The organism is Exiguobacterium sp. s91, from assembly GCF_018618915.1.
Taxonomy (GTDB): domain Bacteria; phylum Bacillota; class Bacilli; order Exiguobacteriales; family Exiguobacteriaceae; genus Exiguobacterium_A; species Exiguobacterium_A abrahamii.
The window spans coordinates 163,777-190,771 of record NZ_JACSMZ010000002.1 but is presented as its reverse complement, the minus strand read 5'-3'; the positions used below and the strand labels follow the sequence as shown (position 1 = coordinate 190,771).

At 48.1% G+C, this 26,995-nt stretch carries 26 protein-coding genes; 18 read left to right on the top strand and 8 right to left on the bottom strand.

Going from position 1 to position 26,995, the window contains the following annotated elements; genetic code table 11:
- Window positions 1–36: 36 nt before the first annotated feature.
- Genes ytxJ through KNQ06_RS12385 form a run of 3 tightly spaced genes read right to left on the bottom strand, consistent with a single transcriptional unit; the run spans window position 37 to window position 3,430 of the window.
- Entirely contained in the window at window positions 37–363 is a 327-nt protein-coding gene (ytxJ, locus tag KNQ06_RS12395) for a bacillithiol system redox-active protein YtxJ (RefSeq protein WP_029343222.1), read from the bottom strand.
- A gap of 5 nt (window positions 364–368) precedes the next feature.
- Window positions 369–1,997 carry an acetolactate synthase large subunit gene (locus KNQ06_RS12390; protein WP_215148475.1) on the bottom strand — a complete coding sequence of 543 codons (1,629 nt, stop codon included), beginning with the start codon at window positions 1,995–1,997 and terminating at the stop codon, window positions 369–371.
- Complete coding sequence (locus KNQ06_RS12385; RefSeq protein WP_023466816.1) at window positions 1,994–3,430, bottom strand: NAD-dependent succinate-semialdehyde dehydrogenase; 1,437 nt, start codon at window positions 3,428–3,430, stop codon at window positions 1,994–1,996. The genes KNQ06_RS12390 and KNQ06_RS12385 overlap by 4 nt, the downstream gene beginning before the upstream one ends.
- 391 nt (window positions 3,431–3,821) lie before the next feature.
- Here KNQ06_RS12385 and KNQ06_RS12380 point away from each other — a divergent pair, with 391 nt between their 5' ends.
- The 11 genes from KNQ06_RS12380 to KNQ06_RS12330 all read left to right on the top strand — a co-directional run bounded on the left by KNQ06_RS12380 (window position 3,822) and on the right by KNQ06_RS12330 (window position 16,445).
- Window positions 3,822–5,480, top strand: coding sequence for a glycoside hydrolase family 13 protein (locus KNQ06_RS12380; protein WP_035399261.1), 1,659 nt, complete (start codon window positions 3,822–3,824; stop codon window positions 5,478–5,480).
- Window positions 5,481–5,588: 108 nt separating this feature from the next.
- Window positions 5,589–6,011 carry a YwiB family protein gene (locus KNQ06_RS12375; protein WP_231681721.1) on the top strand — a complete coding sequence of 141 codons (423 nt, stop codon included), beginning with the start codon at window positions 5,589–5,591 and terminating at the stop codon, window positions 6,009–6,011.
- On the top strand, window positions 6,001–6,420 hold the full coding sequence (locus KNQ06_RS12370; RefSeq protein WP_050677289.1) for a hypothetical protein: 420 nt from the start codon (window positions 6,001–6,003) through the stop codon (window positions 6,418–6,420). The genes KNQ06_RS12375 and KNQ06_RS12370 overlap by 11 nt, the downstream gene beginning before the upstream one ends.
- Window positions 6,421–6,477: 57 nt before the next feature.
- A complete protein-coding gene (locus tag KNQ06_RS12365; RefSeq protein ID WP_050677288.1) occupies window positions 6,478–6,915 on the top strand; it encodes an NUDIX domain-containing protein in 438 nt (145 codons plus the stop codon).
- A gap of 104 nt (window positions 6,916–7,019) precedes the next feature.
- Window positions 7,020–8,354: an alkaline phosphatase gene (locus KNQ06_RS12360; protein WP_058265490.1), complete on the top strand. Its 1,335-nt coding sequence runs from the start codon at window positions 7,020–7,022 to the stop codon at window positions 8,352–8,354.
- A gap of 177 nt (window positions 8,355–8,531) precedes the next feature.
- The gene (locus KNQ06_RS12355) at window positions 8,532–10,667 is read left to right on the top strand and encodes a (Fe-S)-binding protein (RefSeq protein ID WP_035399155.1); all 2,136 of its coding nucleotides are present in this window, start codon (window positions 8,532–8,534) and stop codon (window positions 10,665–10,667) included.
- A 155-nt stretch (window positions 10,668–10,822) separates the two neighbouring features.
- Window positions 10,823–11,191, top strand: a complete 369-nt coding sequence (locus KNQ06_RS17110; RefSeq protein ID WP_035399153.1) for a MerR family transcriptional regulator — start codon at window positions 10,823–10,825, stop codon at window positions 11,189–11,191.
- Between the two features lie 36 nt (window positions 11,192–11,227).
- Window positions 11,228–12,544 (top strand): hemolysin family protein, encoded by a 1,317-nt coding sequence (locus KNQ06_RS12345; RefSeq protein ID WP_023466825.1) that lies wholly within the window; start codon window positions 11,228–11,230, stop codon window positions 12,542–12,544.
- Window positions 12,545–12,722: 178 nt separating this feature from the next.
- Complete coding sequence (locus KNQ06_RS12340) at window positions 12,723–14,399, top strand: LytS/YhcK type 5TM receptor domain-containing protein (RefSeq protein WP_050678899.1); 1,677 nt, start codon at window positions 12,723–12,725, stop codon at window positions 14,397–14,399.
- A gap of 89 nt (window positions 14,400–14,488) precedes the next feature.
- Window positions 14,489–15,520: an aldose epimerase family protein gene (locus tag KNQ06_RS12335; RefSeq protein ID WP_251133564.1), complete on the top strand. Its 1,032-nt coding sequence runs from the start codon at window positions 14,489–14,491 to the stop codon at window positions 15,518–15,520.
- 70 nt (window positions 15,521–15,590) lie between these two features.
- Window positions 15,591–16,445: a DegV family protein gene (locus tag KNQ06_RS12330; RefSeq protein WP_215148473.1), complete on the top strand. Its 855-nt coding sequence runs from the start codon at window positions 15,591–15,593 to the stop codon at window positions 16,443–16,445.
- Window positions 16,446–16,499: 54 nt separating this feature from the next.
- On the opposite strand, the gene crcB (KNQ06_RS12325) is transcribed toward KNQ06_RS12330, so the two are convergent.
- Together crcB (KNQ06_RS12325) and crcB (KNQ06_RS12320) are read right to left on the bottom strand one after the other, a co-directional pair.
- A complete protein-coding gene (gene crcB, locus KNQ06_RS12325) occupies window positions 16,500–16,850 on the bottom strand; it encodes a fluoride efflux transporter CrcB (protein ID WP_215148471.1) in 351 nt (116 codons plus the stop codon).
- The gene (gene crcB, locus KNQ06_RS12320) at window positions 16,851–17,249 is read right to left on the bottom strand and encodes a fluoride efflux transporter CrcB (protein WP_215148469.1); all 399 of its coding nucleotides are present in this window, start codon (window positions 17,247–17,249) and stop codon (window positions 16,851–16,853) included.
- A gap of 154 nt (window positions 17,250–17,403) precedes the next feature.
- Here crcB (KNQ06_RS12320) and KNQ06_RS12315 point away from each other — a divergent pair, with 154 nt between their 5' ends.
- The 3 genes from KNQ06_RS12315 to KNQ06_RS12305 all read left to right on the top strand — a co-directional run bounded on the left by KNQ06_RS12315 (window position 17,404) and on the right by KNQ06_RS12305 (window position 20,673).
- A complete protein-coding gene (locus KNQ06_RS12315; protein ID WP_214858707.1) occupies window positions 17,404–18,873 on the top strand; it encodes a methyl-accepting chemotaxis protein in 1,470 nt (489 codons plus the stop codon).
- Between the two features lie 112 nt (window positions 18,874–18,985).
- Window positions 18,986–19,921, top strand: a complete 936-nt coding sequence (locus KNQ06_RS12310; RefSeq protein WP_133208266.1) for an NADP-dependent oxidoreductase — start codon at window positions 18,986–18,988, stop codon at window positions 19,919–19,921.
- 167 nt (window positions 19,922–20,088) lie between these two features.
- A complete protein-coding gene (locus KNQ06_RS12305) occupies window positions 20,089–20,673 on the top strand; it encodes a DUF4352 domain-containing protein (protein WP_215148467.1) in 585 nt (194 codons plus the stop codon).
- A gap of 263 nt (window positions 20,674–20,936) precedes the next feature.
- On the opposite strand, the gene KNQ06_RS12300 is transcribed toward KNQ06_RS12305, so the two are convergent.
- Both KNQ06_RS12300 and KNQ06_RS12295 read right to left on the bottom strand, forming a co-directional pair.
- Window positions 20,937–21,719, bottom strand: a complete 783-nt coding sequence (locus KNQ06_RS12300; protein WP_215148465.1) for a nucleotidyltransferase domain-containing protein — start codon at window positions 21,717–21,719, stop codon at window positions 20,937–20,939.
- A gap of 103 nt (window positions 21,720–21,822) precedes the next feature.
- Window positions 21,823–22,173, bottom strand: coding sequence for a winged helix-turn-helix transcriptional regulator (locus tag KNQ06_RS12295; protein WP_058265500.1), 351 nt, complete (start codon window positions 22,171–22,173; stop codon window positions 21,823–21,825).
- Window positions 22,174–22,294: 121 nt separating this feature from the next.
- Here KNQ06_RS12295 and KNQ06_RS12290 point away from each other — a divergent pair, with 121 nt between their 5' ends.
- The gene (locus KNQ06_RS12290) at window positions 22,295–23,143 is read left to right on the top strand and encodes a VOC family protein (protein WP_133208269.1); all 849 of its coding nucleotides are present in this window, start codon (window positions 22,295–22,297) and stop codon (window positions 23,141–23,143) included.
- Window positions 23,144–23,191: 48 nt separating this feature from the next.
- Here KNQ06_RS12290 and KNQ06_RS12285 read toward each other — a convergent pair whose 3' ends face one another.
- The gene (locus tag KNQ06_RS12285) at window positions 23,192–23,977 is read right to left on the bottom strand and encodes an NUDIX domain-containing protein (protein WP_215148463.1); all 786 of its coding nucleotides are present in this window, start codon (window positions 23,975–23,977) and stop codon (window positions 23,192–23,194) included.
- 272 nt (window positions 23,978–24,249) lie between these two features.
- Between KNQ06_RS12285 and KNQ06_RS12280 the strand changes: the two genes are divergently transcribed.
- The 3 genes from KNQ06_RS12280 (at window position 24,250) to KNQ06_RS12270 (ending at window position 26,953) form a co-directional block, all read left to right on the top strand.
- Window positions 24,250–24,831, top strand: coding sequence for a DedA family protein (locus tag KNQ06_RS12280; protein WP_053452466.1), 582 nt, complete (start codon window positions 24,250–24,252; stop codon window positions 24,829–24,831).
- 276 nt (window positions 24,832–25,107) lie between these two features.
- Window positions 25,108–26,475, top strand: coding sequence for a PepSY-associated TM helix domain-containing protein (locus KNQ06_RS12275; protein ID WP_215148461.1), 1,368 nt, complete (start codon window positions 25,108–25,110; stop codon window positions 26,473–26,475).
- Window positions 26,468–26,953 (top strand): FixH family protein, encoded by a 486-nt coding sequence (locus KNQ06_RS12270; RefSeq protein WP_215148459.1) that lies wholly within the window; start codon window positions 26,468–26,470, stop codon window positions 26,951–26,953. Before KNQ06_RS12275 ends, KNQ06_RS12270 begins: the two co-directional genes overlap by 8 nt.
- Window positions 26,954–26,995 lie beyond the last annotated feature (42 nt).

The following is a 26,995-nucleotide window of genomic DNA, read 5'->3' as shown; positions in this document are numbered from 1 at the left end:
GTATGAAACAGCCGGAGGCTTGTTTCATAGCTAGCATTACTGGACGTTCGTTTCGAGTGCATCTTTTGTGATGTCGTAATGAGAGGCTGTCCAGACCGATTTACCGTCTTGAATGAACAACACTTGTGGTGACTCGTGTCGAACGCTGTAATGTTCGGCGATGTGATTCGATAACGTCCGAGCTTCTTGGACGAAAAGATACGCCGTTGGAACAGACGTTTCATCCGCGAACTTCGTATACTCCGAGAATCCTGCGGCACTGATCGGGCATGTCGTGCTGTGTTTGCAAATCACGAACGCGGTATGTTCGGACGCAAATTGATCAAAATCAGAAATAGATTGCAGCTTACGTGGTTGTGTCATGTATATCATCCTCCATACGTCCGGAGACGTTCACTTAACTTTAGATTTTCCCGGTAATCGACCGGACAGTCAATCAAAACGGGTCCATCACTTGCAAATGCTTGGTCAAGACAATGTGCGAGGGAGCCGTGTTCACCGACACGGAGACCGAGTGCACCGAAAGCATGAGCCAGTTGAACGAGGTCTGGATTGTCAAACGTGATGTAAGACGAACGCCCAAACGCTTGTTGTTGTTTCCATTCAATCAGTCCATAGGTTCCGTCACGCCAAATCAATACGACGAGCGGAAGCTTCAGACGAACAGCGGTCTCGAGATCTTGTCCATTCATCAAAAAGGCACCATCTCCAGCGGCACAGACGATTCGCCGGTCCGGATATAACAGCTTGGCTGCGAGCGCACTCGATAAACCATAGCCCATCGAAGCAAATCCGTTGGAAATGAATAACTGATCCGGACGTGTCGTTTGATAATGGCGTGCGAGCCAGACTTTATGTGCGCCGACGTCCGAGAAGACCATGCCATCTTCGCCGACAGTTCGTTCGAGTTCACGGACGATACTTTGAGGATGTAAAGGCAGGGCAAGCGAGTACGTTTCTTGAATCTCGTCGCGTAATTTATCGCGATCTTGTTGCCAGTCGTTCCACGCACGCTCGGGCAGTAAAGGAGTCAATACAGTCAGCATATCGACGAGTGGTCCGACTACGTTCGCGACAACCGGATAATAAGCATCGATTTCGTGAGGATTCGTATCCAAATGGACGATCGGTGTCTTTTTCGGATTCCATTTTTGCGGAGGTAACTCCGTAATATCGTAGCCCACCGTAATGATGAGGTCACTCGCATCGAGAATCCGTTGGTTGTAATCGACGTCTGGTAAACCGATTGTGTGTGCGGCAAGCGGATGGTGTGAAGAAATCGCTCCTTTTCCCATCATCGTCTCGACGACGGGAGCTTGGAGCTTTTCGACGAATGCTCGAAACGCATCAAGTGCTTGTTGCCGATGAATACCAAATCCAGCAATGATGACTGGACGTTTTGCGCGCTCAATCAGACGTAAGGCATCGGGATCATCAATCGTCAAGGAATGGAGATGCGTTGGTGTACTGTCCTGCTGTAGGGGTGTCGCTGCTTGATCACGTTCTTGTTTTGCAATGTCTTCTGGAAAAGAAATATGGGTTGCCCCTGGTTTTTCGCTTTTTGCTGTCGCGAAGGCACGTCGAACGATTTCCGGAATGACCTCCGCTGACAGAACGGACGTACTAGACTTCGTGACAGGACGATAGAGGTCTACGAGATTAAACATTTGATGCGATGCTTTGTGTTGCCGTGCTGTCGCGCCTTGACCTGTGATCGCAACGACAGGGGAGTGATCCATCGTCGCACTTGCAATACCGGTCATCATGTTGGTCGCACCGGGACCAAGCGTCGATAGGCAGACACCCGGTCGCCCACTCAGGCGACCGAACATCGCTGCCATGAACGCAGCGTTCGTTTCGTGACGTGTCGTGATGAACGTGATCGATGAACGACTGAGTGATTCGAGTAATGTAATATTTTCCTCACCGGGAACACCGAAGATATGCGTGACGCCCTCTGCCTCTAAACATTGGACGAACCAATCCGCCGCGTTCACGCTAGTCCACCGATGGAAATATACTTCGTCTCGAGATACGCTTCGAGTCCTTCACTGCCACCTTCGCGCCCAAGACCGGATTGTTTCATTCCACCAAATGGTGCTTGCGCAGCAGAAGGAACACCATCATTCCAGCCGACGATTCCATAATCAAGCCCTTCGATCGCACGAATCGCACGCGCGTAATCCTTCGTAAAGACGTACGAAGCGAGACCGAACGGTGTCTGGTTGGCGTAACGAACTGCTTCCTCATCAGAACTGACACGCTGGACGGGAGCAACAGGTCCGAACGTCTCCTCGTTCATGATCAGCATGCCGGGTTTTACGTCCGCGAGAACGGTTGCTTCATAATAATAGACATCGTTCTCCTCATCCGTCGTTCCTGTTCCGCCCGTGACGACTCGTGCACCAGCGGATGTCGCATCATCAACATGTTTTTTGACTTTATCGTAACCCGCCTTATTGATCATCGGTCCAATCTTCGTCTCAGCATCCAAACCATTTCCGGTCTTCAGCTTCGCTGTCTCTTGCCCGAGTTTTTCAACGAACGCGTCATAGATCGAGTCGGATACGTAAATCCGGTTTCCACAGACACACGTTTGACCGCCATTACGGAATTTCGACTTAATCGTCTCAGCGACAGCTAAATCAAGGTCACAGTCATCAAAGACGAGAATCGGTGCATGTCCGCCGAGTTCAAGCGACATCGCTTTGATCGTCTCTGCTCCCTGAGCCATCAGCGTCCGTCCGACTTCAGTTGAACCAGTGAAGGTGATCTTATCGACATGCGGATGTGTCGCGAGTGATTCACCGAGTGCTTTCCCGCTCCCTGTAACGGCATTGACGACGCCTTCTGGAATCCCAACTTCTTGACAGAGTTCAAGAAGACGAAGCGCGGTAAGCGGAGTCGCTGTTGGTGGTTTGATGACGAACGTACATCCAGCGACGAGTGCCGGAGCAAGCTTTCGGGTAATCATGGCAGCCGGGAAATTCCATGGTGTGATCGCAGCAACGACACCAACCGGCTGTTTGATGACTTGAAGTCGTTTGCTCGCATCATGCGTTGGAATGACACGTCCATAAGCGCGTTTTCCTTCCTCTGCAAACCATTTGACGAAGTTTGCGGCATACTGCACTTCACCTTCTGACTCAGCGAGCGGTTTCCCCATTTCAAGCGTCATCAGGCGAGCCAGTTCATCTTTTTTCTCAATCATCTTCGCATATAACTTCTCGAGAAGCTCGGCACGTTCGTAGACTGTCCGCTTCGACCAGTCAGGAAATGCCTTCCGTGCTGCTTCTACTGCGTCGTTGACGTCTGATTTTGTTCCGTTTGGTACACTACCGACGACTTCTCCAGTTGCTGGATTCGTAACATCCGTCCGTTCTCGTCCGTGATCTAGCCATTGTCCACCAATAAAGAATTGTCCCTTCATCCTGAAAATCCCCCTTTTTTACATGCATTGGTAAGGGTATACCCGAACGAAGAAAAAAAGATTCACTTTCGGAAGGAAAGGTTATGCAAAAGGGTAGAAATCGACCGATAAACAGTGTAGGATAATTCAGTAAATGTAATGTAAAACGATCTGAAATATTCAGTGTGAACGAAGAGTGACAACCGTTGATGTGAAATGGTGGAATCACCCCCGAAACATTGACTTTAAAAGTGGATTTGATAAGATGAAGGTAGAGGAATTGCGCAATCGGTTGCGCTATGTGTATAGAAGTTCAATGACTGATGAAAACAACACCCCAAAGACTGACCTACGAGAGGATTCACGACACATGACACAAATGATACCGCGCCCTGAAACGGCCCAACAAACAATTACACGAGCTTGGTGGAAAGAAGCAGTTGCTTACCAAATCTATCCACGCAGCTTTTACGATGCAAACAACGATGGAATCGGCGATATTCCGGGTATCATCGCAAAATTGGATTATTTGAAGGATCTTGGCGTCGACGTTCTTTGGATTTGCCCGATGTTCAAGTCACCGAACGACGATAACGGATATGACATTAGTGATTATGAAGACATCATGGATGAGTTCGGTACGATGACGGACTTCGATCTCTTGATGGAAGAAGCGCATAAGCGCGACATCAAGGTCTTGCTTGATCTCGTCGTTAACCACACATCGGATGAACACCCGTGGTTCCTTGAATCACGTTCGTCGAAAGACAATGAGAAACGCGATTGGTACATCTGGAAAGATGCGGTCAATGGTGGAGAACCGAACAACTGGGAAAGTATTTTCGGTGGATCAGCATGGGAATATGATGAAAAGACAGAGCAGTACTTCCTGCACGTCTTCTCTCGTCGTCAACCAGACTTGAACTGGCAAAACCGCGACATGCGTCAAGCGGTCTATACGATGATCAACTGGTGGCTCGATAAAGGTATCGACGGTTTCCGAATCGATGCGATCAGTCACATCAACAAGGATCAATCATTCGCTGATCTCCCGAATCCGCTCGGTATGCCGTATGTCCCTTCATTCGATATGCATATGAACGTCGAAGGCATCCATGCGTATCTCGAAGAGTTGAAGGATGAGACGTTCTCGAAATACGATATCATGACAGTCGGAGAAGCAAACGGCGTCACACCGGAAGAAGCGGATCTCTGGGTCGGAGAAGAGAACGGTAAGATGAACATGGTCTTCCAGTTCGAGCACATGGATCTCTGGCGTGCAGATGCAGAAAAAGGCGTCGACGTCGTCAAACTGAAACAAGTGCTGACGAAATGGCAAAAAGGACTTGAAGCAACAGGTTGGAATGCGTTATACCTCGAAAACCACGATAAGGTTCGTTCGGTCTCCCTTTGGGGTGACGAGGAACAGTACTGGAAAGAGAGCGCGAAGTCGCTTGCGATGATGTATTTCTTCATGCAAGGCACACCGTTCATCTATCAAGGACAAGAGATCGGGATGACGAACGTTCAATTCCCGGACATCTCGGATTATGATGATGTTGCGACAAAAAACATGTACGAGATGCAACTCGCTTCCGGGAAGACACATGAGGAAATCATGGAAGTCATCTGGAACTCGTCTCGTGATAACTCACGCACACCAATGCAATGGACAAATGAGCAAAACGGTGGCTTCTCAAATCAATCTCCATGGTTCGGTGTCAACCCGAACTACGCGGACATCAACGTCGCGTCGCAAGAACAGGATGAAGATTCGATCTTGAACTTCTACAAACGAATGATCCAAATCCGTAAGATGGAAGAGACGTTGATTTACGGCGCTTACGATCTCATCTTACCGGAAGACACGAAAGTCTACGCGTATACACGGACGTTTGGTGACGAACAATTCTTGATCGTTACAAACTTAAAAGGCGAAACAGCAGAAATCGATACGGACATCATCTTGCACTCGGACAATATGTTGCTTGGCAACTATCCGACGATGCATCATGAAGGAACAGAACTGGAACTTCGTCCATTCGAAGCTCGTCTATACCGTGTGCGCTAATATGTTTTGAACGGATTCGAAGTACATCGAATCCGTTTTTTTCTTGCATGTAAGCAGAAGGTGCATCAGACGAAAAAATCGTGTACGCTAAACGATGAGGTGATAGAAGTGAAACCAGTAAAGTACCCGGTGTCATTACGACAAGTGACGACGATCGAAGATGGTCCGATGCGTGAATCGGTCGAACTTGAGGCGGACGGCACATTGTTCGAAACAAAAGACGGTTTTGCCGTGAAGTTCGTTCAGCCGGATGAACAACCGATCGATACGACGATCAAATGGTCAAAAGACCAGATCGCTTTGAATCGCAAAGGTCCTGTTGCGATGCATCACGTCTTCATTTTAGGAGAGACGACCAAAAGCCAATATGGCAGTCAATTCGGTCAGATGTTGATGGAAACGGACACGGAGACAATTGAGATGAAACGGCAGCAGATGCAGTTTCGCTATACATTAAAGATGAATGGACAAGCAGTCGGTACGTATACGATTGATTTAACTTGGGAACGGAGTGAGACGAATGGCATTTGAACAAACAGTACGTCAAATGGAGCAGATGTTGGAAGAGGAATGGTTTGAATGGCTCGAGAACGATGAGCCGCGTTACAACGAATGGCGCGATCAACTCGAAGGACTCGCAGAGCAGGTCATCACGGAATACAATCCGAAGGTCGATCCGGAGTCCATCGATACGTTACTTTTAATCAATGAAGAATTACCCGTCTTATACGGCGAAGATACCGTCATGCTGTATACAGCGCTCTTGAAAGCACGTCAGGAAGACGATCAAGTATACGAGCGTTACTTGACGATTCTTGGTGCGTTCGCGGACGAACAGCATCCAGCAATCCGTGAAGTCGAAAAGTTAGTCGCGAAAAAGGACTATAAAAATGCCTTCGCACGTGCAGTCCGTCTGCCACAGTCGCTCGGTCTAGAATAAACAATCACAGTGGACCATCTTGTTTTAGGCAAGGTGGTCTTTTTAGGAGGAAGCGTCATGTATCCACTCTATCGAATCATCGTCGCGATCATCCGTAAGGGCGATCAACTGCTCATCGTCCATAATCAATCGGGTCAGGAGAAACGCTGGAGCTTACCCGGTGGACAGATTGAGTCTGGAGAGACCCTCGAGCAAGCACTGCGTCGCGAGGTGGAAGAAGAAACCGGTTTGACGGTCACATCGTCGTCGTTTGCTTTCTTAACGGAGAACTTCATGCCGACCTATCAAGCGCACAGCCTCGTGACTTATTTTGATTGCGAAGTGAGTGGTTTACTTGATTCAAATGATCCCGATGAAGAAATCATTGAGACGAAGTGGATCAACCAAACAGATTTAGCGGAGTACATCACGAGTGAAGACGTCCGTCTTCCATTATCGGCATATTTAGAAGAACAGCACAAAGGCTATTACATGTTTGAAGAGATGAAGTGGTAACTCGGCTGTCATCGTTTCTTTATATTCCTTAAAGCGGTCTCCATCGTTCATTTACATTCGCTCGGTATGATGAAACCATCATCGTGAACAGGGAGGAAACACAAATGAACAAGAAATGGATGGCGACAGGTATTCTCGGTACAGTGCTTATGACGGGAGTTGCGGGCTATACATATGAATCGGCTCAGCCGGTCGAGGCAAAACAAAACACGAAACAAGCGAAGGTTAAAAATGTCATCTTCATGATCCCGGACGGTTATTCGGCTGCCTATGCAACGAATTATCGCTGGTATCAAGGAGGCGAGGAGACGGAACTCGACGGTCACTTAAAAGGAATGATGCGGACGTATTCGGCAAACACGAAAGTGACCGATTCAGCTGCTGCCGGAACGGCGATGGCAACAGGAACAAAAACAAACAACGGAACAATCGGTATGGATCCAAGTGGAAAAGAAGTGGCGTCTATTCTTGATCGGGCGGATCAAGCAGGCAAAGCAACAGGACTTGTCTCGACATCAGCTATCACCCATGCGACACCAGCTGTTTTTGCATCACACGTCGCAACGCGCGCGAACGAAGCGGACATCGCGAAGCAATACATGGATGAAATGAAAGTCGACGTCTTACTTGGTGGCGGTCAGAAGTTCTTTTTTGATCAGAAAAATGGTGGCGTTCAAGAGGCTGGTAATCTAGTGAAGAAAGCAGAACGAGCAGGATACCAGTATGCGGATTCACTCGAAAGTCTAAATGAGACGGACGGTCGTAAAGTTCTTGGATTGTTTGCAGAAGAAGGAATGGCACCAGAACTGGACCGGGAAAACACGAATCAACCGAGTCTTGCGACGATGACATCGAAAGCCCTGCAAACATTGAAGAAAGATCGCGATGGCTTCTTCTTGATGGTAGAAGGAAGTCAGATTGACTGGGCGGGTCACGCGCATGATGCTGCTTGGGCGATGAAGGATGCAGAAGCGTTCCACCAGGCTGTCGAAAAAGTGCTTCGTTTTGCTGCAAAAGATAAACATACTTTAGTCGTCGTTGCCGGTGACCATGATACAGGTGGTATGTCAGTCGGTGGATACGATGAGTACGTAGCGAAACCGGAAGTCTTGAAAAACGTCAAGGCGACGGGAGATGAGATGGTTCGTCAGTTCAACAACGACTTATCGAACATCGCAACTGTCGTCAAACGAGAAACGACGTTTGATTTGACGGCTGAAGAAATTCAGACGTTGCAAAAAGTGGATGCGAAGAAACGCGTCATGACATTGAATGAGATGATCAGTAAACGAGCGTATGTCGGCTGGACGACTGCCGTGCATACAGGTGTTGACGTTCCGCTCTACGCGTACGGTCCACAAAGCGAACAGTTCAGTGGATTGCATGAAAATACGGACATCCCTGGTCTGATGGCCAATGCGATGAAATTAAAAAAATGACTTATCGGATGTGATTAAATCAAGCGGTGGATGATCCACTGCTTGATTTTTTTTGAGTACTTATCTGCTTATGTGACACAGTAAAAACTAAATGAAAAAAATGAATGAATAGCCATTCATTATATGCTATACTCATTTCAACACAACTGCTTTAGGGGGAAAGGGGTTTGTTCGAACATGAATACGTTTTTACTCATTAACTGGATTGCCTTCCTACTCGTCATCGGCTATGCGGGCTATCTGTTCACGTCACTCGTCAAAAGTCGTTATGCCGCCATTAAACGGGGGAAAAAGGCGGAATGGACACTGACGAACAAAGAACGACTGGACGCGGTCTTAGTCAACGTTTTCGGTCAAAAGAAATTATTAAAGGATAAGAAAAGTGGCGCTATCCACGTCATGATGTTCTACGGCTTCTTACTTGTTCAATTCGGAGCGATCGATTTTATCTGGAAAGGACTCGCCGTCGGTCAGCGTTTCCCGCACGTCCCACTCGGTCCGCTTTATCCGATTTTTACATTCTTCCAAGAAATCGTCATGCTCGTCATCTTGATTGCCGTCGTTTGGGGATTTTATCGCCGGTACGTCGAGAAACTCGTTCGTTTGAAACGAAACTTCATGGCGGGTCTTGCGTTGATTTTCATCGGTGGTTTGATGGTCGCCGTCCTATTCGGAAATGGATTCTTCCTTGTTTATGAGAATCATTCGACGCTCGGTGAACCAGTTGCTTCAAGCATCGCGTTCTTATTCAGTTGGGTGCCGGAATCAGTTGCGTTCGGATTATTCGTTTTCTTCTGGTGGGCGCACTTACTGTTCTTACTTAGCTTCATGGTTTACATCCCGCAAGGTAAACATGCGCACTTGATTGCCGGCACAGCCAATGTTTGGCTCGGTCGAACATCGAAAGTCGGGCGTTTGGCGCCGATTGATCTATCGGTCATGGAAGAGGCAGAAGACGACGAAGCGGAATTTAGCTTCGGGGTCAACCGAATCGAAGATTTCAATCAGAAACAGCTCGTTGATCTGTATGCTTGCGTCGAGTGTGGACGCTGTACGAATATGTGCCCAGCGAGCGGAACGGGGAAGATGCTGTCGCCGATGGATTTGATCGTTAAATTACGGGACCATCTCAACATGAAAACGGCAGCAATCACTCAACGTTCGCCATGGGCACCTGCCTTTGCGTTTGAAGGATCGCAAGGCAACCAAATCGCTTCACTGGCAGCAGCCGGACAGATGGATATCGTTCCGGATTCATTGATTGGGAATGTCATTACGGAAGAAGAAATCTGGGCGTGTACGACTTGTCGGAACTGTGAAGATCAGTGTCCGGTCATGAACGAACATGTCGATAAGATCATCGATCTTCGTCGTCACCTTGTCATGATGGAAGGCAAGATGGATCCGGAGATGCAACGGACGATGGCGAACATCGAACGTCAAGGTAATCCGTGGGGGATGAACCGGAAAGAACGCGAAAACTGGCGGAAAAACCGGGATGAACTCGTCGTTCCGACAGCAAAGGAGAAGAAAAAAGCGGGCGAAGACTTCGAGTACCTGTTCTGGGTTGGTGCGATGGGATCGTACGATAACCGAAGTCAAAAAATCGCGATGGCGTTTGCGCGTATTCTAAACGAGGCAGACATCTCGTTTGCGATTCTCGGAAACGATGAGAAAAACTCAGGGGATACACCGCGCCGGATCGGGAACGAAGTCTTGTTCCAGGAACTCGCGGAAGCAAACATTAAATCATTTGAGAAATACGGCGTTAAAAAGATCGTCACGATTGATCCGCATGCCTACAATACATTTAAAAACGAGTATCCAGACTTCGGACTTAGTCCGGACGTGGAAGTGTATCACCATACTGAATTGCTCGCACGACTGATTGACGAGAAACGAATCACACCGCTCCATGAAGTCAAGGAGCGTGTCGTCTATCACGATTCGTGTTATCTCGGTCGTTACAATGATATTTACGACGCACCACGTTATATTCTCGAGAAGATTCCAGGAATCACGCTCGTCGAGACGGAACGCAACCGCGAAAAAGGGATGTGTTGCGGTGCTGGCGGCGGGATGATGTGGCAAGAAGAAAAAGTCGGCGCACGAGTCAACGTCGCACGGACAGAACAATTGTTGACGGTCCAACCGTCTGTCATTGGGTCAGCATGTCCGTACTGTCTGACGATGCTCAGTGACGGCACGAAGGCGAAGGAAGTCGACGAGGCGGTTGCCACGTACGATGTCGTTGAATTACTGGAACGGTCGATCGTCGGTGTACCAGTCGAAGAACCTGTCGCAACCGTATGAAAAAGTGAGATGAAACGATTATTCTCGTGCGAACGGGAGTAGTCGTTTTTTTCTCTAAAAAAGCGCGACGTTTTACTGTATGGTTTTGACATGATAAGATAAAAGAACTAGCTATGGAAAGGAGGTGAGAATCTTTTGGGAAGGCGTTACTTCGAATCGGTCAGGTCGCGGAGACCACCGGCTTATCAAAACGAACGATCGATTATTACACATCACTCGGTCTGTTAACACCAGAGCGTACCGCGTCTGGCTACCGTCTGTATGACGAATCGGTCATTCATCAAATCGAAAAGATTGAATATTTGAAGTCTCAACGGCTTTCCCTGCAAGAGATTCTTGCTTCTTTTACGGAACGGGAACAAAAAACAGGGGAGACGATTTATCAGGAAGTGAAACAACTTCAGGCGACGGTTGAAGGACTCGAGCAGCGTTTGTTACATTCGACGGACGTCGAAAAACAAGCGATCCGCTTAGAACTGTCCCGGCGTCTGACATTGATTGCTTCCTTGATTGCACAGCTTTAATACAAAACAATGGAGGTGACCCCTGTTTAGGGGATTTTGGATACTATATTATTCATCAATTTATTTTTAGTGGTCTTGTTGATTGCGTTGACGGCGTTTTTCGTCGGATCGGAATTTGCTGTCGTTAAGGTTCGGATGTCGCGTTTGGATCAAATGATTCAAGAAGGGAACAAAAGTGCCGTCCTTGCGAAAAAAATCGCGGGCGATCTCGACTACTACTTGTCTGCCTGTCAGCTTGGTATCACGGTCACGGCACTTGGTCTTGGGGCACTTGGTGAACCAACCGTTGAAAAGATCTTGCATCCTGTCTTCGACGACTTCGGGATCTCGGCTGCTGTTTCGACACTCTTGTCGTTTGGTATCGCATTCGTATCCGTAACGTTCTTACACGTCGTCATCGGTGAACTCGCTCCGAAGACGCTTGCGATTCAGTATGCAGAACGCATGACATTGTTGTTTGCTCGTCCACTTTATGTGTTCGGTAAAATCATGTACCCATTCATTTGGTTACTCAACGGTTCAGCACGCTTATTCCTCGGTCTGTTCGGTGTCAAACCAGCAGGGCACGAACAAGCCCACTCGGAAGATGAATTGAAAATCATCATGGCGCAAAGTTTCCAAAGTGGTGAAATCAACCAAACGGAACTTGCCCTCATGCAAAACGTCTTTGCGTTTGATGAGCACATCGTCAAAGATTTGATGGTGCCGCGGATGCGGATGGAGACGATATCGGAACGTTTGACGAAAGATGAACTGATGGAAATCTTCATGGATAATCCGTACACGCGTTACCCGGTCACAGAAGAAAACGATAAAGACCGGATTCTCGGATACGTCAACGTCAAGGAAGTCTTGACGGATTATGCGAACGGGAATGAGCATCCGGTAACGCATTATATCAAGGATTTACCGGTTGTTTCGGAAGTGACGTCGCTTCAAGAGACACTTCGCAAGATGAAACGGACCCGGACCCATCTCGTTCTCGTCGTCGATGAATATGGTGGAACGGCAGGTCTCGTCTCGATGGAAGACTTACTCGAAGAAATCGTCGGTGAAATCCGTGATGAATTCGACGCAGATGAAGTCGAAGAAATCGAACAGGTCAAATCGGACGAGTTCTTGCTCGACGGTACAGTCTTGCTCGCTGACTTGGAAGAACGTTTCAACATTCGTTTTACGAATGTCGAAGATGTCGATACGATCGGTGGCTGGATTCAGATGCATAACATCGATCTTCAGCCAGGTGAGCATATCGACACACCAGACTTCTCCGTCGAAGTGATGGAAATGGAAAACTATCAAATCAACCGCGTCAAGATTTGGTTGCATCCAGCTGAACAAGCAGAAGCATAAGATGGTCGGTTCCTCATGGAGGAACCGGCTTTTTTTCATCGCATCAGTCAAAAAATCAAGAATGGACGGATTGTGCGAACTTTCGGCAGGCATGATAGGAGAATGCAGAGAGGAGCGGGAATGTAATCTACAGCTACTTTATTGTTAAATCGCGTCCTATGAAACGAGGAGGTATTCCGTGCTCGAGCAGATTCCATTCTTACTGAGTCGTTTAGGTATGTTAGCACTGTTAGCCTTTTTATTGTCCCAGTGGCGCATTTCCCGATACATATTCAAGATGGACCGCGGAATGAATCTTCCACTGCTGTTTGCATTCGTGTCATCCGGTATTTTAATGAACTACGCAGGAATTGAACTTTCGCAAGATACGACGATTGATCCGTTACTTGGATTAGCCGTCGAAAAGGATGCCCTATTGCTCGATACCCGACTCGCTGTCATCGTGACGAGCGGATTGATTGGTGGACCAGTGATCGGCGGCATCACGGGGTGTTTGGTTGGTCTACACCGCTACGTACTCGGTTCGTTAGGGGCAGAAGCAGGTTGGATCATCGCAATGCTCGCTGGACTTGCGAGTGGCTGGTATCGAAAACGCTGGCGTTTGCATGATGGTTATGCGCTCGTTCCACCGATTGGTATCGTATTGACGGCATTATTGTTCGAAAGTGGGATTACGTTATTACTTGCCCCCGATACGGCAGAAGCGCTTGATTTGATGAGCCGTGCTGCTTTTCCGTTACTGTTCGCAAACATATGTGGGGTCGTATTGTTCATCATGATCTTACGGACACAACTACGACTCGAAGGCGATCTCTTCGTCCGCCAGACCGAGCGTTCCGATCGTCTATTGCAAGCGTTACAACCTTTACGAAAGCAGGGATTGACTTCGGAAGTCGCGCGGCAGATTGGAGCGACGTTATTGAAGGAAACGAAGATGCAACGGATCGTCGTGCTCGGGGCGACAGAGGTCGTCATTGATATGACGGACCAGCAACCAGCAGTCTGTGGCGAGCAACCGAGACGTGAGGAACAACGATGGATCGAAGCAGAAGAACCCGTCCGACAGGAAGACGAGCAGACGGGACAAATTCTCAGTTTTCATCCGATGCGCATTAACGGTCAAAAGGCAGGTGTCATCTGTTACTTTTCGAAAGACTTATTTGACGACACTGTCGAGCGGATGACGGAACAACTCGTCCGTTTATTAGCACGAGAGCTACACATGCACCGAGAAGATCAGTTGCTCCGATTAAGTGGGAGAAAGATGAAACCGATGTTACACGTCAGCTATCTAAAAGGTATCATCGAAGAAATCCAGCGGACAGCTGATCCGGGAACTCCTGTGAAACATCAATTGAATGCGCTGCTTCAACTTTTGACGGCAGCGACGCGTCATGATGAACATCCACTACGCGAGGAACTGGCGACCCTGAAGGCCTATTTATCACTAGAAGGAACACGGCGTCGCCCGAATCAACTGACCTCCGCCGATATCACGGTCGATCTTGATATCGAGACCGCTGTTGAAGAATACTTCGTCTTTCCATTCCTTGTGACGCAGCTTGTCGATAATGCACTGCGTCATGCGTTCGTAAAGGCAGGACGACATCACCGGATTGATGTCCGTGCCTTTAGGGCGACGACGGACTGGGTCATCGAAGTCACGGATAATGGACAAGGGATGCCGCTTGCCGTGATGCAACAACTGAATCAACAGGAAGCGGGAGATTCGAACCTGTTCCTGATTCGACGCGCATTAGACGTGACATACGGTCTGACTGCAACATTACACGTCCACTCGATCATCCATCAAGGAACTCGGATCGAAGTGCGATTACCTCTCCCGTCTCTTTAACAACAGTGGCATTTTGCCATTGTTGTTTTTTTGTCTCGTTCCGAGGGTAAATACGAAAACAGGAAAATGTATCGTACAGGAGGAAGCAGATGATGATTACGACAACAGAAGTAGGACAACTAGGTGATCAGTCCTTGTTACGATTCACGTTACAAAATGTGCATGGGCATAGTATCGATATTTTGAACCGAGGCGCAAAAATTCTTGCCATCCGGGTTCCGGATCAGCATGGAATGATCGAAAATGTCGTACTCGCGTTTGACGACCTATCAGAATATCAGAATGATCCGCATCACTTAGGCGCCACGATCGGACGCGTCGGCGGAAGAATTGCGAATGGCGCGTTCGCGTTGGAAGGGATGACGTACGTTCTTGAGCAAAATGAGGGTGAACATCACCTCCATGGAGGAAGCGAAAATTGGGCGAACCGGATGTTCACACACGAAATCAACGGCGACAAACTTGTTCTACGTTTAGATAGTCCGAGTGGTGAGAACGGCTATCCGGGTCACTTGTCGTTCACGCTAACCTTCGAATGGACGGATGAGAACGTCCTGCATATTCATTATGAAGCGGAGACGACAGCTTCGACACCATTCAGTCCGACGAATCATACGTACTTTAACTTGACGGGTGAAGCAAAAACGACGATTGAACAGCATCTGTTACGAATGGATGCACCTTTTTATGTTCCGTTGACCAAAGATGCGGTACCGACCGGTGACATTCTCCCGGTAACAGACACCGTCTTTGATTTTTCGGAAGCTCGTCCGCTACATGAAGTGACACACGCACCAGACGAAGAGTTGCGTCAAGCAGGTAGTGGTGTCGATCACCCCTTTTTACTCAGAGAGGGTGGGGAAATCGTTCTCGACGAACCAATCAGTGGTAGACGTTTGCGCGTCGTGACGGATCAACCGGGAGTTGTCGTTTACACCGCTAATCACTTGTCAGGCGAGTTTACGATTTGTGGAAGACGAGCAACGCCATACCTTGGCATCTGTTTTGAGACACAAGGGTTGCCGGATGCGATCAACCAACCGAATTTTCCTTCCGTCGTCTTACATGCCGGCAAACACTATCATAAGCGCACATCGTTTCATTTTCAGATGATGTCATGACGTTTCTTGCGATTTCCACTTCTGTATATGGTAGGATAAAGCGAGAAGAATCTAACGGAGGCTAAGGAAAATGACTAAAATAGCATGGGTGACCGATAGTATGGCCTATTTCACGAAGGAAGAGGCAGAAGCGATCGGCGTCAATGTCGTACCGATTCAAATCTTACTCGGTGATACGGCGTATCAAGAGAATGCGATCACGGTCGAACGACTGTTCCGTGCCCTAGATGCGGACAAAAAGCTGATTGCCAAAACATCACAACCAATTTTTGGAGAGTTCGTCGGAACATACGAACGCTTGAAAGAAGAAGGCTATGACTGTGCGATTGCAGTGCACTGTACGAATGGATTATCGAGTACTGTCCAAAGTTCAGCATCAGCAGCGGAAGCAGCCAGCTTCCCCGTTCACATCATCGACTCTCATACGGCGTTTGAGAACCAACAAGAGTTCATTCATTACGGGATGGAGCTCGAGGCACAGGGGAAATCCGTCGAGGAAATCGTCGCTGCTTTACAAGCATTGACGAAAAAGACCCATTTCTATATGATCGTCGGTAATATGGAGACGATGCGTCGGGGTGGACGTGTCTCATCCGGTGACTTGTTCCTGGCGAACCTACTCAGCATCAAACCGATCATCACGACGGATGAAGCAGGAAAAATCGTACCATTCAAAAAAGCACGTTCTTTAAAGAAAGCTTACATCGAAATGGTTAAACAAATCGATGAATCGATGCGTCAGCACACGTTCTACAAGAACCGGATTTATGTCGCGACGACGATGGCACCGGAAATGGCAGCGGAACTGCGGCAACAAGTCGCAGCGAAGTTCCCGGATTTGACGATTCTCGAAGGCACGTTCGGACCAGCGATCGGGACGCATGCCGGAGCAGAGACGGTTGGTCTATTCTGGATGAATGATTAAACTAAAACGGATACGACAAGAGGCGACGGATTTTTCCGTCGCCTCTTGTTTCGTTCAAGCTGTAAGTGTGATTCCAAGGAAAGCTGCAAGAATTCCGAAACCGTAGCTCGAGATGAGATAGAGGGTGAGCACTTTGCGATTTCCGTCCTGAAATAGCTGCAATGTCTCGATTTTAAACGTTGAGAATGTCGTAAATGATCCGAGGAAGCCGGTACCTAAGAGTAACGTCCATGTCGTATCGAGCTGCGCCCCGATGACGAGTCCAAGTAAAAATGAACCGAGTACGTTAATCAGGAACGTCGCCAGTGGAAATTCGCGTTTCCAAACCGTCTTCATCCATTGACTGACGGCAAAACGACTGATGGCACCACAAAAAGCACCGATGGCAAGAGCGAGTAGCGTCATTCACTCACGTCCTTTCGTCACGTGACGCAGTCGTCGTGTTCCGAGCGCGTAACCGACATAAGACAGGAATAGACCGCCGAATAGGCTGACGAGTACATAGAGGAACGCGTCCGCTAAATGACGTTCGTTGAGTAAGGTCACGGTCTCGACGCTGAATGTTGAAAACGTCGTAAATGAGCCGATGAAACCCGTGCCGATGGCTGTGATCGCATATTGATGTAAGAGTTTCGTTCGAAATAAAAAGTGTGTCGCATAGCCGAGAAGAAGACTCCCGATCAAGTTGATGACAAGCGTTGGCCACGGGAAAGGACCAGTCGTCAAGTCACTAATCAGCAGTCCGAGCCCATAACGCGCAGAGGCACCCAGTACCCCCGCGAAACCAACGAGTACATACAGCATATGAATCCTCTTTTCTGAAAAAAGTCTACGTTAACCGTACTCCCGCTCTCAAGAAAGCGTCAAGAAAAAAAGTCACTCGAGGGACTTAACGATTGAATTCTTTCTGCCGATGAACAACTGTATGACTTTAATAAGGTGAAGGAGTTTGAACAAGATGGTATCTGCCCTCGAGCAACAAAGTACAAAGATTTTGTCCCGCCTGATTGCAACGTTAATTACGATCGCGCATCCATTGATTTTCTTATTTGCGCAAATGAATTACGTCCCAATCAGTGTGTTTTATCAGTTTTTAGTCGGTGGTTTGATCTTGACGGTCGCGTTGCTTGTGGGTAACCGCCTACTTGGACATCGTCCAAGCGGGAAGTACGTCCAAGTGACATTAACGTATTTCGTCCTCGCTCTAGTCTTGATGACATTGCCGTCGCCGAGTATTTGGACGATCGTCTATCTCTACTTGACGATTTCAATCGTTTATTTGATTCCGCGCTTGGTCATTCTCGCCGGAATCCTTGGACTCGTTGAGATGGCAGTATTCACAATGCTGGGAACGATTGTCTTTACGAATACATTCGACTTGATTGTCGCCTATGTCATCTATTTGATGATTTTCTCAGCGGCTGTTTTTGTCGCTGTCTTTGGACGGAACGTCATGTTAGCCGTCCGCCAAGAACAAGAACGGTCGGAAGCCTACGCGGCAACGTCGCAAATTGCTCTCGAACAAACGGCAGCAACCGCAACGGAAGTAACGACGTTCACGGAAGAGATGAGTGAAACGGTCGACGCGGCGAAGGATTCCTTCAGTCAGGTTGATCTGGCGATGCAACAGCTGGCACATGATGCAGCAGGAAGCGTTCAAGCGATTCGTGAAATTCGCCAATTGAACGACCAGCAAGTCAACCGGATGGAGGATGTGACCGTTTCTGTCGACCACGCACTCGAGCGAAGTTCGTCATCGCGAACGACAGCCGAAAAGAGCAGGCAGACAATTGGTCTTGCCGGACAATCCTTACAACAATTGACGACGAGCATGGATGAGTCGGTCACGTCGTTCGGACAACTCGCCGGACGGTTCCAGGAAATCGTCGCCATCACGTCGAGCATTAATGCGATTGCGGCGCAAACGAACCTGCTTAGTCTTAACGCATCGATCGAAGCAGCTCGTGCGGGTGAGTTCGGAAAAGGCTTTACGGTCGTTGCGCAAGAAATTCGTAATCTATCAGCACAGACGGCAGAAGCGTCGAAGGAAATCAATGCGATCATCGAACGTGTTGATCAGGACGTTACGCAAACGGGGAATTCCATTCATGCCAGTACGACATTGCTACGTGAGCAGGAAGAGCGGATGGCCGAGAGTCAGTTAGCGCTACAGACGATTGAGATGGATGCAACGGAAGTCGTCGGTTCGATCCAGTCGGCGCAGACCCAGTTCGCGACGATGACGAGTAGTCTTACTGCTATCACGACAGCAACCGGTCAACTCGACACGTTCATGAATGCCTTGCTTTCACAAAGTGAGTCATTATCCGGTTTGACACGTCATCAAGTTGGACAGGTCATGGAACTGCAGCAGGCGATTCATGCCTTGAATGAGACGGCATCAACCCTTCAACAAACGAATGCTTAACGAAACAGCTCCTCATCGTTGGATGGGGAGCTGTCGTGTATCTTCAGACTGTTTGTCGTTGTTACGGACGGGGAAGAAGATAGGGAACGATTATCGAAGGAGGAGTCAACGGATGAAGGCAGCTTACATCGAACAGTATGGTGGATCGGAACAATTTAAGGTCGGAGAACTGGACAAGCCAGCCATTGGACCGGATGATGTTTTAATCGAAGTCTATGCCGCAAGTGTGAACCCGGTCGATTGGAAACTACGCGAAGGCTATTTGCGTCAGATGTTGAGCTATGAGATGCCGCTCGTCATCGGTTGGGACGTTGCCGGTGTGATTCAGGAAGTCGGAGAAAACGTCTCGGATCTTCAAGTCGGGGACGCCGTTTTCAGTCGCCCGGAAATTGCTCGTCAAGGGACGTATGCGGAGTATGTCGCAGTCGATGCGCACCTCGTCGTCAAAAAACCAGAATCGCTTAGTTTTGCTGAAGCAGCGTCTCTTCCACTCGTTTCGCATACAGCATGGCAAGTCATGTTCGAAGTGATGGATGCGAAGCCGGGTGACCGGATCTTTATTGGTGCCGGATCAGGGGGCGTCGGAACGGTTGCGATTCAACTCGCAAAAGCAAACGGTTTGCACGTTATCACGTCAACAAGTACGAAAAACGTCGACTGGGTAAAAGCGCTTGGAGCCGACGAAGTCATCGACTACAAGCAAGAAAATCCGGCCGATCGTGTCCGGGATATCGATTTTGTATTCGATACGATGGGCGGCGACAAGCAAGGGGAACTGTATCAGATGCTGAAGCCGAACGGAATGCTCGTCTCGATTTCCACACCACCGGATGAAGAGCAAGCGAAGCAACATAATGCACGATCTGCGTATGTCTTCATGCAACCAACCGGTGAACGTTTGCGACATATCGCTAAAGCCGTCGAACGTGGTGAGCTACAACCTGTCGTTGATCGGATCTTTGATCTGGATCAAATCAAGGAAGCACATGATTATGGCGAAGAAGGGCACGCAAAAGGCAAAATCGTCATCCGGGTCAAAGGAGAATAAGGAGAGGAGGACGCTGAAATTAGCGTTCTCTTTTATTGTTGTCAATCTTTTTATCGGACCTTAAACAAAAAATAACCTGGTTAAAAAAGTGTAAAGGATAAGGGGTTGCTTCTTTCTATACTAGGGCTATCAGACGTGAGTCAGCCAAATTAAAAGGAGGAAGTAACATGAAAAAAGGATTAAAGTGGGCAGGAATCATCGTGATCGGAGCAGTTATTCTCGGAAATCTAGGAGATGACGAAGAACAAGCAGCACCGGAGAAAAAAGTAGCAGTCGAACAAGAAGCAGTCAAATCAGAAGCAAAACCAGTGAAAGCAAAAGCAGTTGCGAAGCCGGTCAAGAAAACGTACGGGGTGAATGATCAGGTAAAGGTCGGGAAACTGACGTACGTCGTCAACGACGTCAAGATGGTCGATACGTTGTCGAACGTTCTCGGCGAAAAGAAAACATCAGGACAATTTTTAGTCATCGGTTTGACGATTCTAAACGGAGATAAGGAAGAGCGATTCGTCGACAGCAACATGTTTAAAGTCAATGTCGGCGATACAGAATACTCAGCCGATACGGAACTCGATCTTTATGCAAATGAAGACGGGATGGGCTTCTTCTTAGAGACGATCAACCCGAATATCGAGAAAACCGGCAACATCGTCTTCGAATTACCGAAACAGGTGAAAAATCCGAAGCTTGAGGTCTCATCTGGCTTTGGCTGGGCAGGTGGACAATCAAAAGAGATTCAATTGACACGTTAATTAGCGAGTATAGAAGGAGCTGACTCCAAAAGTCAGTCTCTACAAAGATAAGGGTGGCAGAATGATGATCTGCCACCCTTATCTCGTAAAAAAGAATGACGCGTCACACGCCACTCCTACAGGAAAAAGCGCATTATGCGCTGTCAGAGACAAACAAGACCTGCTTTCCTGCTTGAATGAAGCAGGAAAACTGGCTTGTGTCTCGCCTGAGGAAAGGGCGTGGAAAGACAAGTCATTCTTTTTTTTGAGTCAGCCCCTTATTGTTACCGTCCTGATTGTTGGATCGAGAGTTCTGGCGTTAATCGATCGAGTAAAGCGAGCGTCTCCGGATGAGCGGCAAGCGTCTGATCGAGTGCGTGCCGTTCAGTCTCTAGACACGCTAGATAACGTTGAGCCGCTTCAGCATGCGTTGCGGGTGTCAGGACGTCGTAGATTGCTTCAAAAGCAAGGCGTGGATGGTCTGGCAATGTCGTCGGAATCGTCTTTAATCCAAGTTGCGCTCGTTCAGGAGCATGATGATGGAGTAAGACTTTTGCGAACTTGATCAAGGCGCTACGGAGCATCTCGACTGCCCATAAGTCATTTCCGCGAGCTGCTGCTTTTTTATATTGGAACAAGAACCAGACGGCATCGATTGCTTCATCGGTCGCTTCTTGAGCAGAAAGTGTTAAGTCACATGTGTCGGTAAAGTCCGTCAACTGTTCTTGTGGATCATATAAGACACGCAATTGATCCTTATGGTTCAGCGAATCAAGCGTCACCGTGAATAAATCAATATGTAGCAGATCATCATAGACGACGATCATTTGTGGGGCGATGATATCGATCTCATCTTTCCAGATGATTGAACGATAAGCAGAAAGGTGGGACAAGCGACGTGATAAGAATTTTGATTGACGTTCTTCCGATACGAGACAGTATAGATCGATGTCTGAATGAACATCTTCTTCTCCCCGTCCAAAAGATCCTTTCAAGAAGATGGCTTCGACTGCAGGATCTTGTTTGAGTCGAGCAACCAGTTGCTCGATCGCATGAAGTTGATGCATGAGGACTCATTCCTTTCCAAAAACAGAAGTCTATTACGTCAGTATACGTGATAATAGACAGGTTTTTCCATAAAAAATGAGAAATCACATCGAAATGGATTCCTCATTGGGAAGCGGAAGCAAGTTTTTCTTTCTGTTCAAGATGGAGGACATGCTGTTCCCCCCATGCATTGATGGCGTCAAGAACCGGGATAAGCGTCCGACCATAATCCGTCAGCGAGTACTCGACGCGGGGTGGGACTTCTTGATAAATCTCGCGATGAACGATATCGTTCAGTTCAAGTTCACGCAGTTGAGCCGTCAGCATCTTTTGCGTAATGTTCGGCAATTGTCGTTTCAATTCACTGAAGCGGAGCGTTCCGTGTGTGATCAAGACGAGTAAAATCGACGGCTTCCATTTTCCGGTCAAGATTTCGAGCGCTGTCTCGACGCGACAGCTTGGTGTCTCTTCCATCGGTCTTCCTCCTTCATGGTATCGTTTAGGATACTATACCACTTATTCGTGCCTACTTCCGCTTCGATCGCTTCCGCGTAATAATAGGGATACGAGCTATTTCATTGAGGGAGGAAACACTATGTCGATTCATCCACAAATCACACTCGGTCCTGTTCGCTTGCGTATCACTGACCTCGATCGTTCAATTTCATTTTATACAACGTCACTCGGATTACGCGTGCTGACGCAAACGGATCAGCTGACGGTACTTGGCGCACAAGATACACCACTCGTTGAACTTGAAGTTCATCCGAATGCCCGCCGTTTTCCACCGAACTCAGTCGCTGGGTTATATCATTTTGCGATTTTGCTACCGAACCGAAAAGAACTTGGTTTCGTCATCCGGAATTTAATTGCACAAGGGATCGAGATTGGTCAAGGCGACCATCTTGTCAGTGAAGCCTTTTATCTATCGGATCCAGACGGGAACGGAATCGAGATTTATGCCGATCGTCCACGTGAGACATGGACGTATGAAGCTAATGGTGATGTCAAGATGACGACGGATCCCGTCGATTGGCAAAGTATGCTCGTCGAAGCTGGAGAAGAAGATTGGTATGGCATGCCGAGCGATACGGTCATGGGACATGTCCATTTCCACGTCAAGACACTCGAAGCAGCGCGGACATTTTATGTCGAGACGCTCGGTTTTGAAGTTGCCGCTGACGCTTCGCGGATGCGTGCATTGTTCGTTGCTGCCGGTGGCTATCACCATCACATCGGTTTGAACGTCTGGTCTGGTGTCAACGCACCGACGAATCCGGAAGATGCGGTCGGACTCGTCTACTGGACACTACGTTATCCAGATCAAGAGACGCTTCAAGAGGCGATCGAGGCGTTGAAGTCTTCCGCTTATACCGTTACCGATCAAGCAGGCGATTTCTATGTCACCGATGATGCCGGAATTACCGCTCGATTGACAACGTAACCGAAAAAAATCCCCTTACAGTGAAAACACTGTAAGGGGATTTTTGGTTTACCGTGAAGACGACGTTGCGTTACCGTCGTACCGACTGATCAGTTCATACGGTCTGACTTTATATAAGGCATGCGGGAAGTAATGGGGATCCATCGCATCAAGCGTCCGCAACTGGAAGTGTTCCCGTTTGATATACTCACTCAGCGAGTTACGTGTCAGTGGGAAGAAGCCGACATCCGTCGTTTCGCCTTCTTGTGTCGCGAGTTCACCACCGACGGCTTTCCCACGGAAACAAACGCAGAGGACGTGACTTGAGACATTTTGATAGATACCGGTGATGCCATCGATTGTGACATCAATACCGGTCTCTTCTTTGACTTCTCGCTTGATGGCGTCAAGAATCGACTCGTGATTTTCGACTTGTCCACCCGGCATCTCATACGTATCACCCCGGTGGAGGTTGCGGACGAGCAGGACTTCATCGGCATCGTTCGTGATGTACGCGGTCACGCTGACGATCGCGCGAGGGGGAGCATACGTACCGGTCGCTGTCATGAAATCTTCATAGGATTTGATATAGAGGTTTTTGCCGAGACGCGCGCGCTTCTTCATCGCTTCGCGACGTAAAGCACTGTTGCGGACATCACGATCGACTTGTTCGTAATGTTCACGGTCGCGATATTCCCAAATAGCGATGACTTCATCTTCTGCCTCGGTCACCCAGCGACCAACAAGACGGGCACCATGGCTGACTTGGAGCGGGTACAAATAGGTATGGAAAAACTCAGTGAATTCTTCTAGGCGTTCGGGACGAATCGTATAGGTCTTCCGGCGATGTAACATGGAAATTCCTCCTATCAGATGAGCGTTCAGATGTACGGTGTACCCCTTCTCGAACGGACGGATGAAACCCTTTTTCTCGATGTGGGAAAAGGATTTTTTATTGAACGATTGCGTATACATGTCCTACGGTCTAAGTGACTTTAAATCATCGATGATGATCTCTTTTGATCGGAAAAGTATAACTAAAGAAGAACTTAAGAAATGGATAGGGCTCAACTTCAGAAAAATCGGGGATACTGAAAGTAGAGAGAAACAGAAAGAAGGGATACGTGATGGATATCATGGCACTCGTCCGCCTGGCTGGCGGAATCATGTTCACCCCATTGTCGGACGATGTCTTGATGATGAGTTTTGCAGCACTTCGATTACGAGAGGGGATGTACCCGGTCGTCATCTGGTTGACCGCATGGCCGGTCTTCTTCATCGCCTTTACGTGGTTTTATCTACTTGCTCGGTTCTTCCGTGAGATTCCGCTCGTCAAACGGTGGATGAAGTCACGTTTCTTAGAACGAGCAGAAACGATCATCGAACGACGCGGGTTATGGGCAATCGGACTATCGTTCTTCTTACCCGGCGTCAGACATCCGATTCATTATGTCGCTGGACTCCTCGGTTATCCGTTACCGCGTTATTTAGTGATGACATTCTTAGCAGCAGGCGTTTATACAGGACTCTGGACTTTTTTGATCGTCCGGATCGGAGAAGCTGTGACGTGGTCGGAGCTGTGGAACTGGCTTCAGGTGAATCCCGGAATCATCAGTGCGATCGTAGTCATCTTAATCGGTCTAGTAGTAACAGGTATCGTATATCATCGGCGTCAAAAGGAATCAGTCGAGGAAAGTTCTTCAATATAAAAACATCACACGAGCAAGCGAATCCAGATCAGGATTCGCTTTTTTAGATGAAGTTTGGTTTTATGAATAAGGATAGTTTTTTGAAATAAGAAGTAATCTACAAGAAAAGTGAAATCATTGTCAAAAAAAGACGTTTTTCACTTCTTAAAAGCTACGTGATTTACACACTGTATTGGCAATTTATCGTCACAAGCAAGTGGCTGAAATTGGATTGTAAACGCTTATACTAGGAGGTGTTCACAGAGTGGACATATTTATTGCCAGAGGAGGTTACATATGAATCTCATGCAGACAGAAGAGACGGTCAAAAAAGCACCGACTTCTTCTGCTTACCGGACGATTTGGCGGTGGCATTTTTATGCTGGTATCATTTTTGCACCGTTCCTAGTCATGCTTGCTGTGACAGGATCCATTTATCTTTTTAAGCCACAAATCGAAAACGTCCTGTATCAATCGTATTATGAAGTTACACCACAAGCAGATCGCATCACTGCGACGGAACAGATTGATCGCGTTAAAGCGAAGTATCCCGATGCACTTGTCACGTCGTACCGACCGGGTGAATCCGACGATCGATCCAGTGAAGTGAAGGTCTCGTCACCAGACATGTCGGCGACGGTCTTCGTCAATCCGTATTCTGGTAAGATCATCGGAACATTATCTAACGATGACCGGATCATGAATAAAATCGAAGAGATCCACGGGGAACTGATGGCGGGAACGACTGGCGATCGGATCGTTGAACTCGTCGCCTGTTGGGCAATCGTCTTGATCGTGACGGGACTGTTCCTATGGTTCCCGCGTAAGCAAAAGGGACTGTCAGGTGTCTTGTTCCCACGTCTTCGTCAAGGCAAGAAGTTATTCCGTCGTGATCTCCACGCTGTTCCAGCATTCTGGATCACAGCAGGGATGCTGTTCCTGATCTTGACTGGCTTACCGTGGTCCGGTTTCTGGGGAACGAACTTCCAGTCCCTTGTCACGAACCAAGGGCTTGGTTATCCACCGTCCATCTGGGGTGGGGAGGCACCGACGTCAACACTTCAAACGAAGGATATCGCGGAAGTCCCGTGGGCTGCCGAAACACTTGATGTCCCGCAATCAAAAGTCGAAGGTGCTGTTCCAGCTTCGATCGATGACATCGTTGCAATCGGCAAACAACAAGGGATGGATCCAAGCTTTAAGATCAGTATTCCAAGTGACCCGAGCGGTGTCTATACGCTGTCTGCATATCCAGCGAAAGCACAGAATGAAGCGACGATCCATCTCGATCAATATTCCGGTGCCGTGCTCGCTGATTATCGTTATGACAACTATGGTGTCGTCGGAAAGATCGTCGCGACCGGGATCACACTCCACAAGGGAACGGAATTCGGCTGGTTCAATCAGTTAATTAGTCTGTTGATTTGTCTCGGAATCATTCTCGTGGCAGTCAGTGGTTTCTATCTCTGGCTGAAGCGAAAACCAAGTAAAGGGATGGGGGCGCCGAAAGGACCGAAAGCATTCATGTTGAAAGGATTCCTCGCTGTGCTTGTCGTGCTGGGAATCGTCTTCCCGCTCGTCGGTCTATCGTTGCTCGTCGTCTGGCTGGTCGATTTCCTTGTCATCCGTCGTATTCCGAGTGTAAGGAGGTTCTTCAATGCGTAAATCGATACAAACACTCATGCTCGGCGGACTGCTCGTCACGACGACGAGTCTTGCTGGCTGTGAGGTCGATTCCGATGCAGCAGAACAGTATGCCGTAGCTAAGCCGTTATCGATCAAAATAAATATCCCAAAGGACTTACAACCGGATGCCAAGAAAAAGCAGACGTTTGAAGCAACAGTATGGCGTGAAGCCAAACCGGTTCAAAAAGTCGATTATGTACATTTCGAAATCTGGAAAGCAGATGGAACAGTACGCTATAGTATGGAACCGGCAGAGGAGACAAAGCCAGGTGTCTATACGATTGCGAAGGCACTACCGAAATCCGGCTTGTATTATGTCAAAGCGCATGCAAGCAGTGAAGGTGCGATGATCATGCCAACACGGCAGTTCATCGTCGGTGAGTTATCGAAAGAAGATTTAAAAATCTTACAAGGTGGAGCAAAACCAGCTGGCGGAAGTAGCGGTCACCATCATTGAAGAATAAGGAAATACAAAATGAGAGGGCGGAATACTATTCCG

Excerpts from the sequence above, each read along its gene's own strand:
- KNQ06_RS12335 (WP_251133564.1), top strand. The coding sequence starts at position 14,489 with ATGATGATTACGACAACAGAAGTAGGACAACTAGGTGATCAGTCCTTG.
- KNQ06_RS12305 (WP_215148467.1), top strand. The coding sequence starts at position 20,089 with ATGAAAAAAGGATTAAAGTGGGCAGGAATCATCGTGATCGGAGCAGTT.
- crcB (WP_215148469.1), bottom strand. The coding sequence starts at position 17,249 with ATGCTGTATGTACTCGTTGGTTTCGCGGGGGTACTGGGTGCCTCTGCG.
- KNQ06_RS12310 (WP_133208266.1), top strand. The coding sequence starts at position 18,986 with ATGAAGGCAGCTTACATCGAACAGTATGGTGGATCGGAACAATTTAAG.
- crcB (WP_215148471.1), bottom strand. The coding sequence starts at position 16,850 with ATGACGCTACTCGCTCTTGCCATCGGTGCTTTTTGTGGTGCCATCAGT.
- KNQ06_RS12385 (WP_023466816.1), bottom strand. The coding sequence starts at position 3,430 with ATGAAGGGACAATTCTTTATTGGTGGACAATGGCTAGATCACGGACGA.
- KNQ06_RS12295 (WP_058265500.1), bottom strand. The coding sequence starts at position 22,173 with ATGGAAGAGACACCAAGCTGTCGCGTCGAGACAGCGCTCGAAATCTTG.
- KNQ06_RS12270 (WP_215148459.1), top strand. The coding sequence starts at position 26,468 with ATGCGTAAATCGATACAAACACTCATGCTCGGCGGACTGCTCGTCACG.
- KNQ06_RS12330 (WP_215148473.1), top strand. The coding sequence starts at position 15,591 with ATGACTAAAATAGCATGGGTGACCGATAGTATGGCCTATTTCACGAAG.
- KNQ06_RS12315 (WP_214858707.1), top strand. The coding sequence starts at position 17,404 with ATGGTATCTGCCCTCGAGCAACAAAGTACAAAGATTTTGTCCCGCCTG.
- KNQ06_RS12290 (WP_133208269.1), top strand. The coding sequence starts at position 22,295 with ATGTCGATTCATCCACAAATCACACTCGGTCCTGTTCGCTTGCGTATC.
- KNQ06_RS12370 (WP_050677289.1), top strand. The coding sequence starts at position 6,001 with ATGGCATTTGAACAAACAGTACGTCAAATGGAGCAGATGTTGGAAGAG.
- KNQ06_RS12280 (WP_053452466.1), top strand. The coding sequence starts at position 24,250 with ATGGATATCATGGCACTCGTCCGCCTGGCTGGCGGAATCATGTTCACC.
- KNQ06_RS12355 (WP_035399155.1), top strand. The coding sequence starts at position 8,532 with ATGAATACGTTTTTACTCATTAACTGGATTGCCTTCCTACTCGTCATC.
- KNQ06_RS12300 (WP_215148465.1), bottom strand. The coding sequence starts at position 21,719 with ATGCATCAACTTCATGCGATCGAGCAACTGGTTGCTCGACTCAAACAA.
- KNQ06_RS12360 (WP_058265490.1), top strand. The coding sequence starts at position 7,020 with ATGAACAAGAAATGGATGGCGACAGGTATTCTCGGTACAGTGCTTATG.
- KNQ06_RS12285 (WP_215148463.1), bottom strand. The coding sequence starts at position 23,977 with ATGTTACATCGCCGGAAGACCTATACGATTCGTCCCGAACGCCTAGAA.
- ytxJ (WP_029343222.1), bottom strand. The coding sequence starts at position 363 with ATGACACAACCACGTAAGCTGCAATCTATTTCTGATTTTGATCAATTT.
- KNQ06_RS12365 (WP_050677288.1), top strand. The coding sequence starts at position 6,478 with ATGTATCCACTCTATCGAATCATCGTCGCGATCATCCGTAAGGGCGAT.
- KNQ06_RS12275 (WP_215148461.1), top strand. The coding sequence starts at position 25,108 with ATGAATCTCATGCAGACAGAAGAGACGGTCAAAAAAGCACCGACTTCT.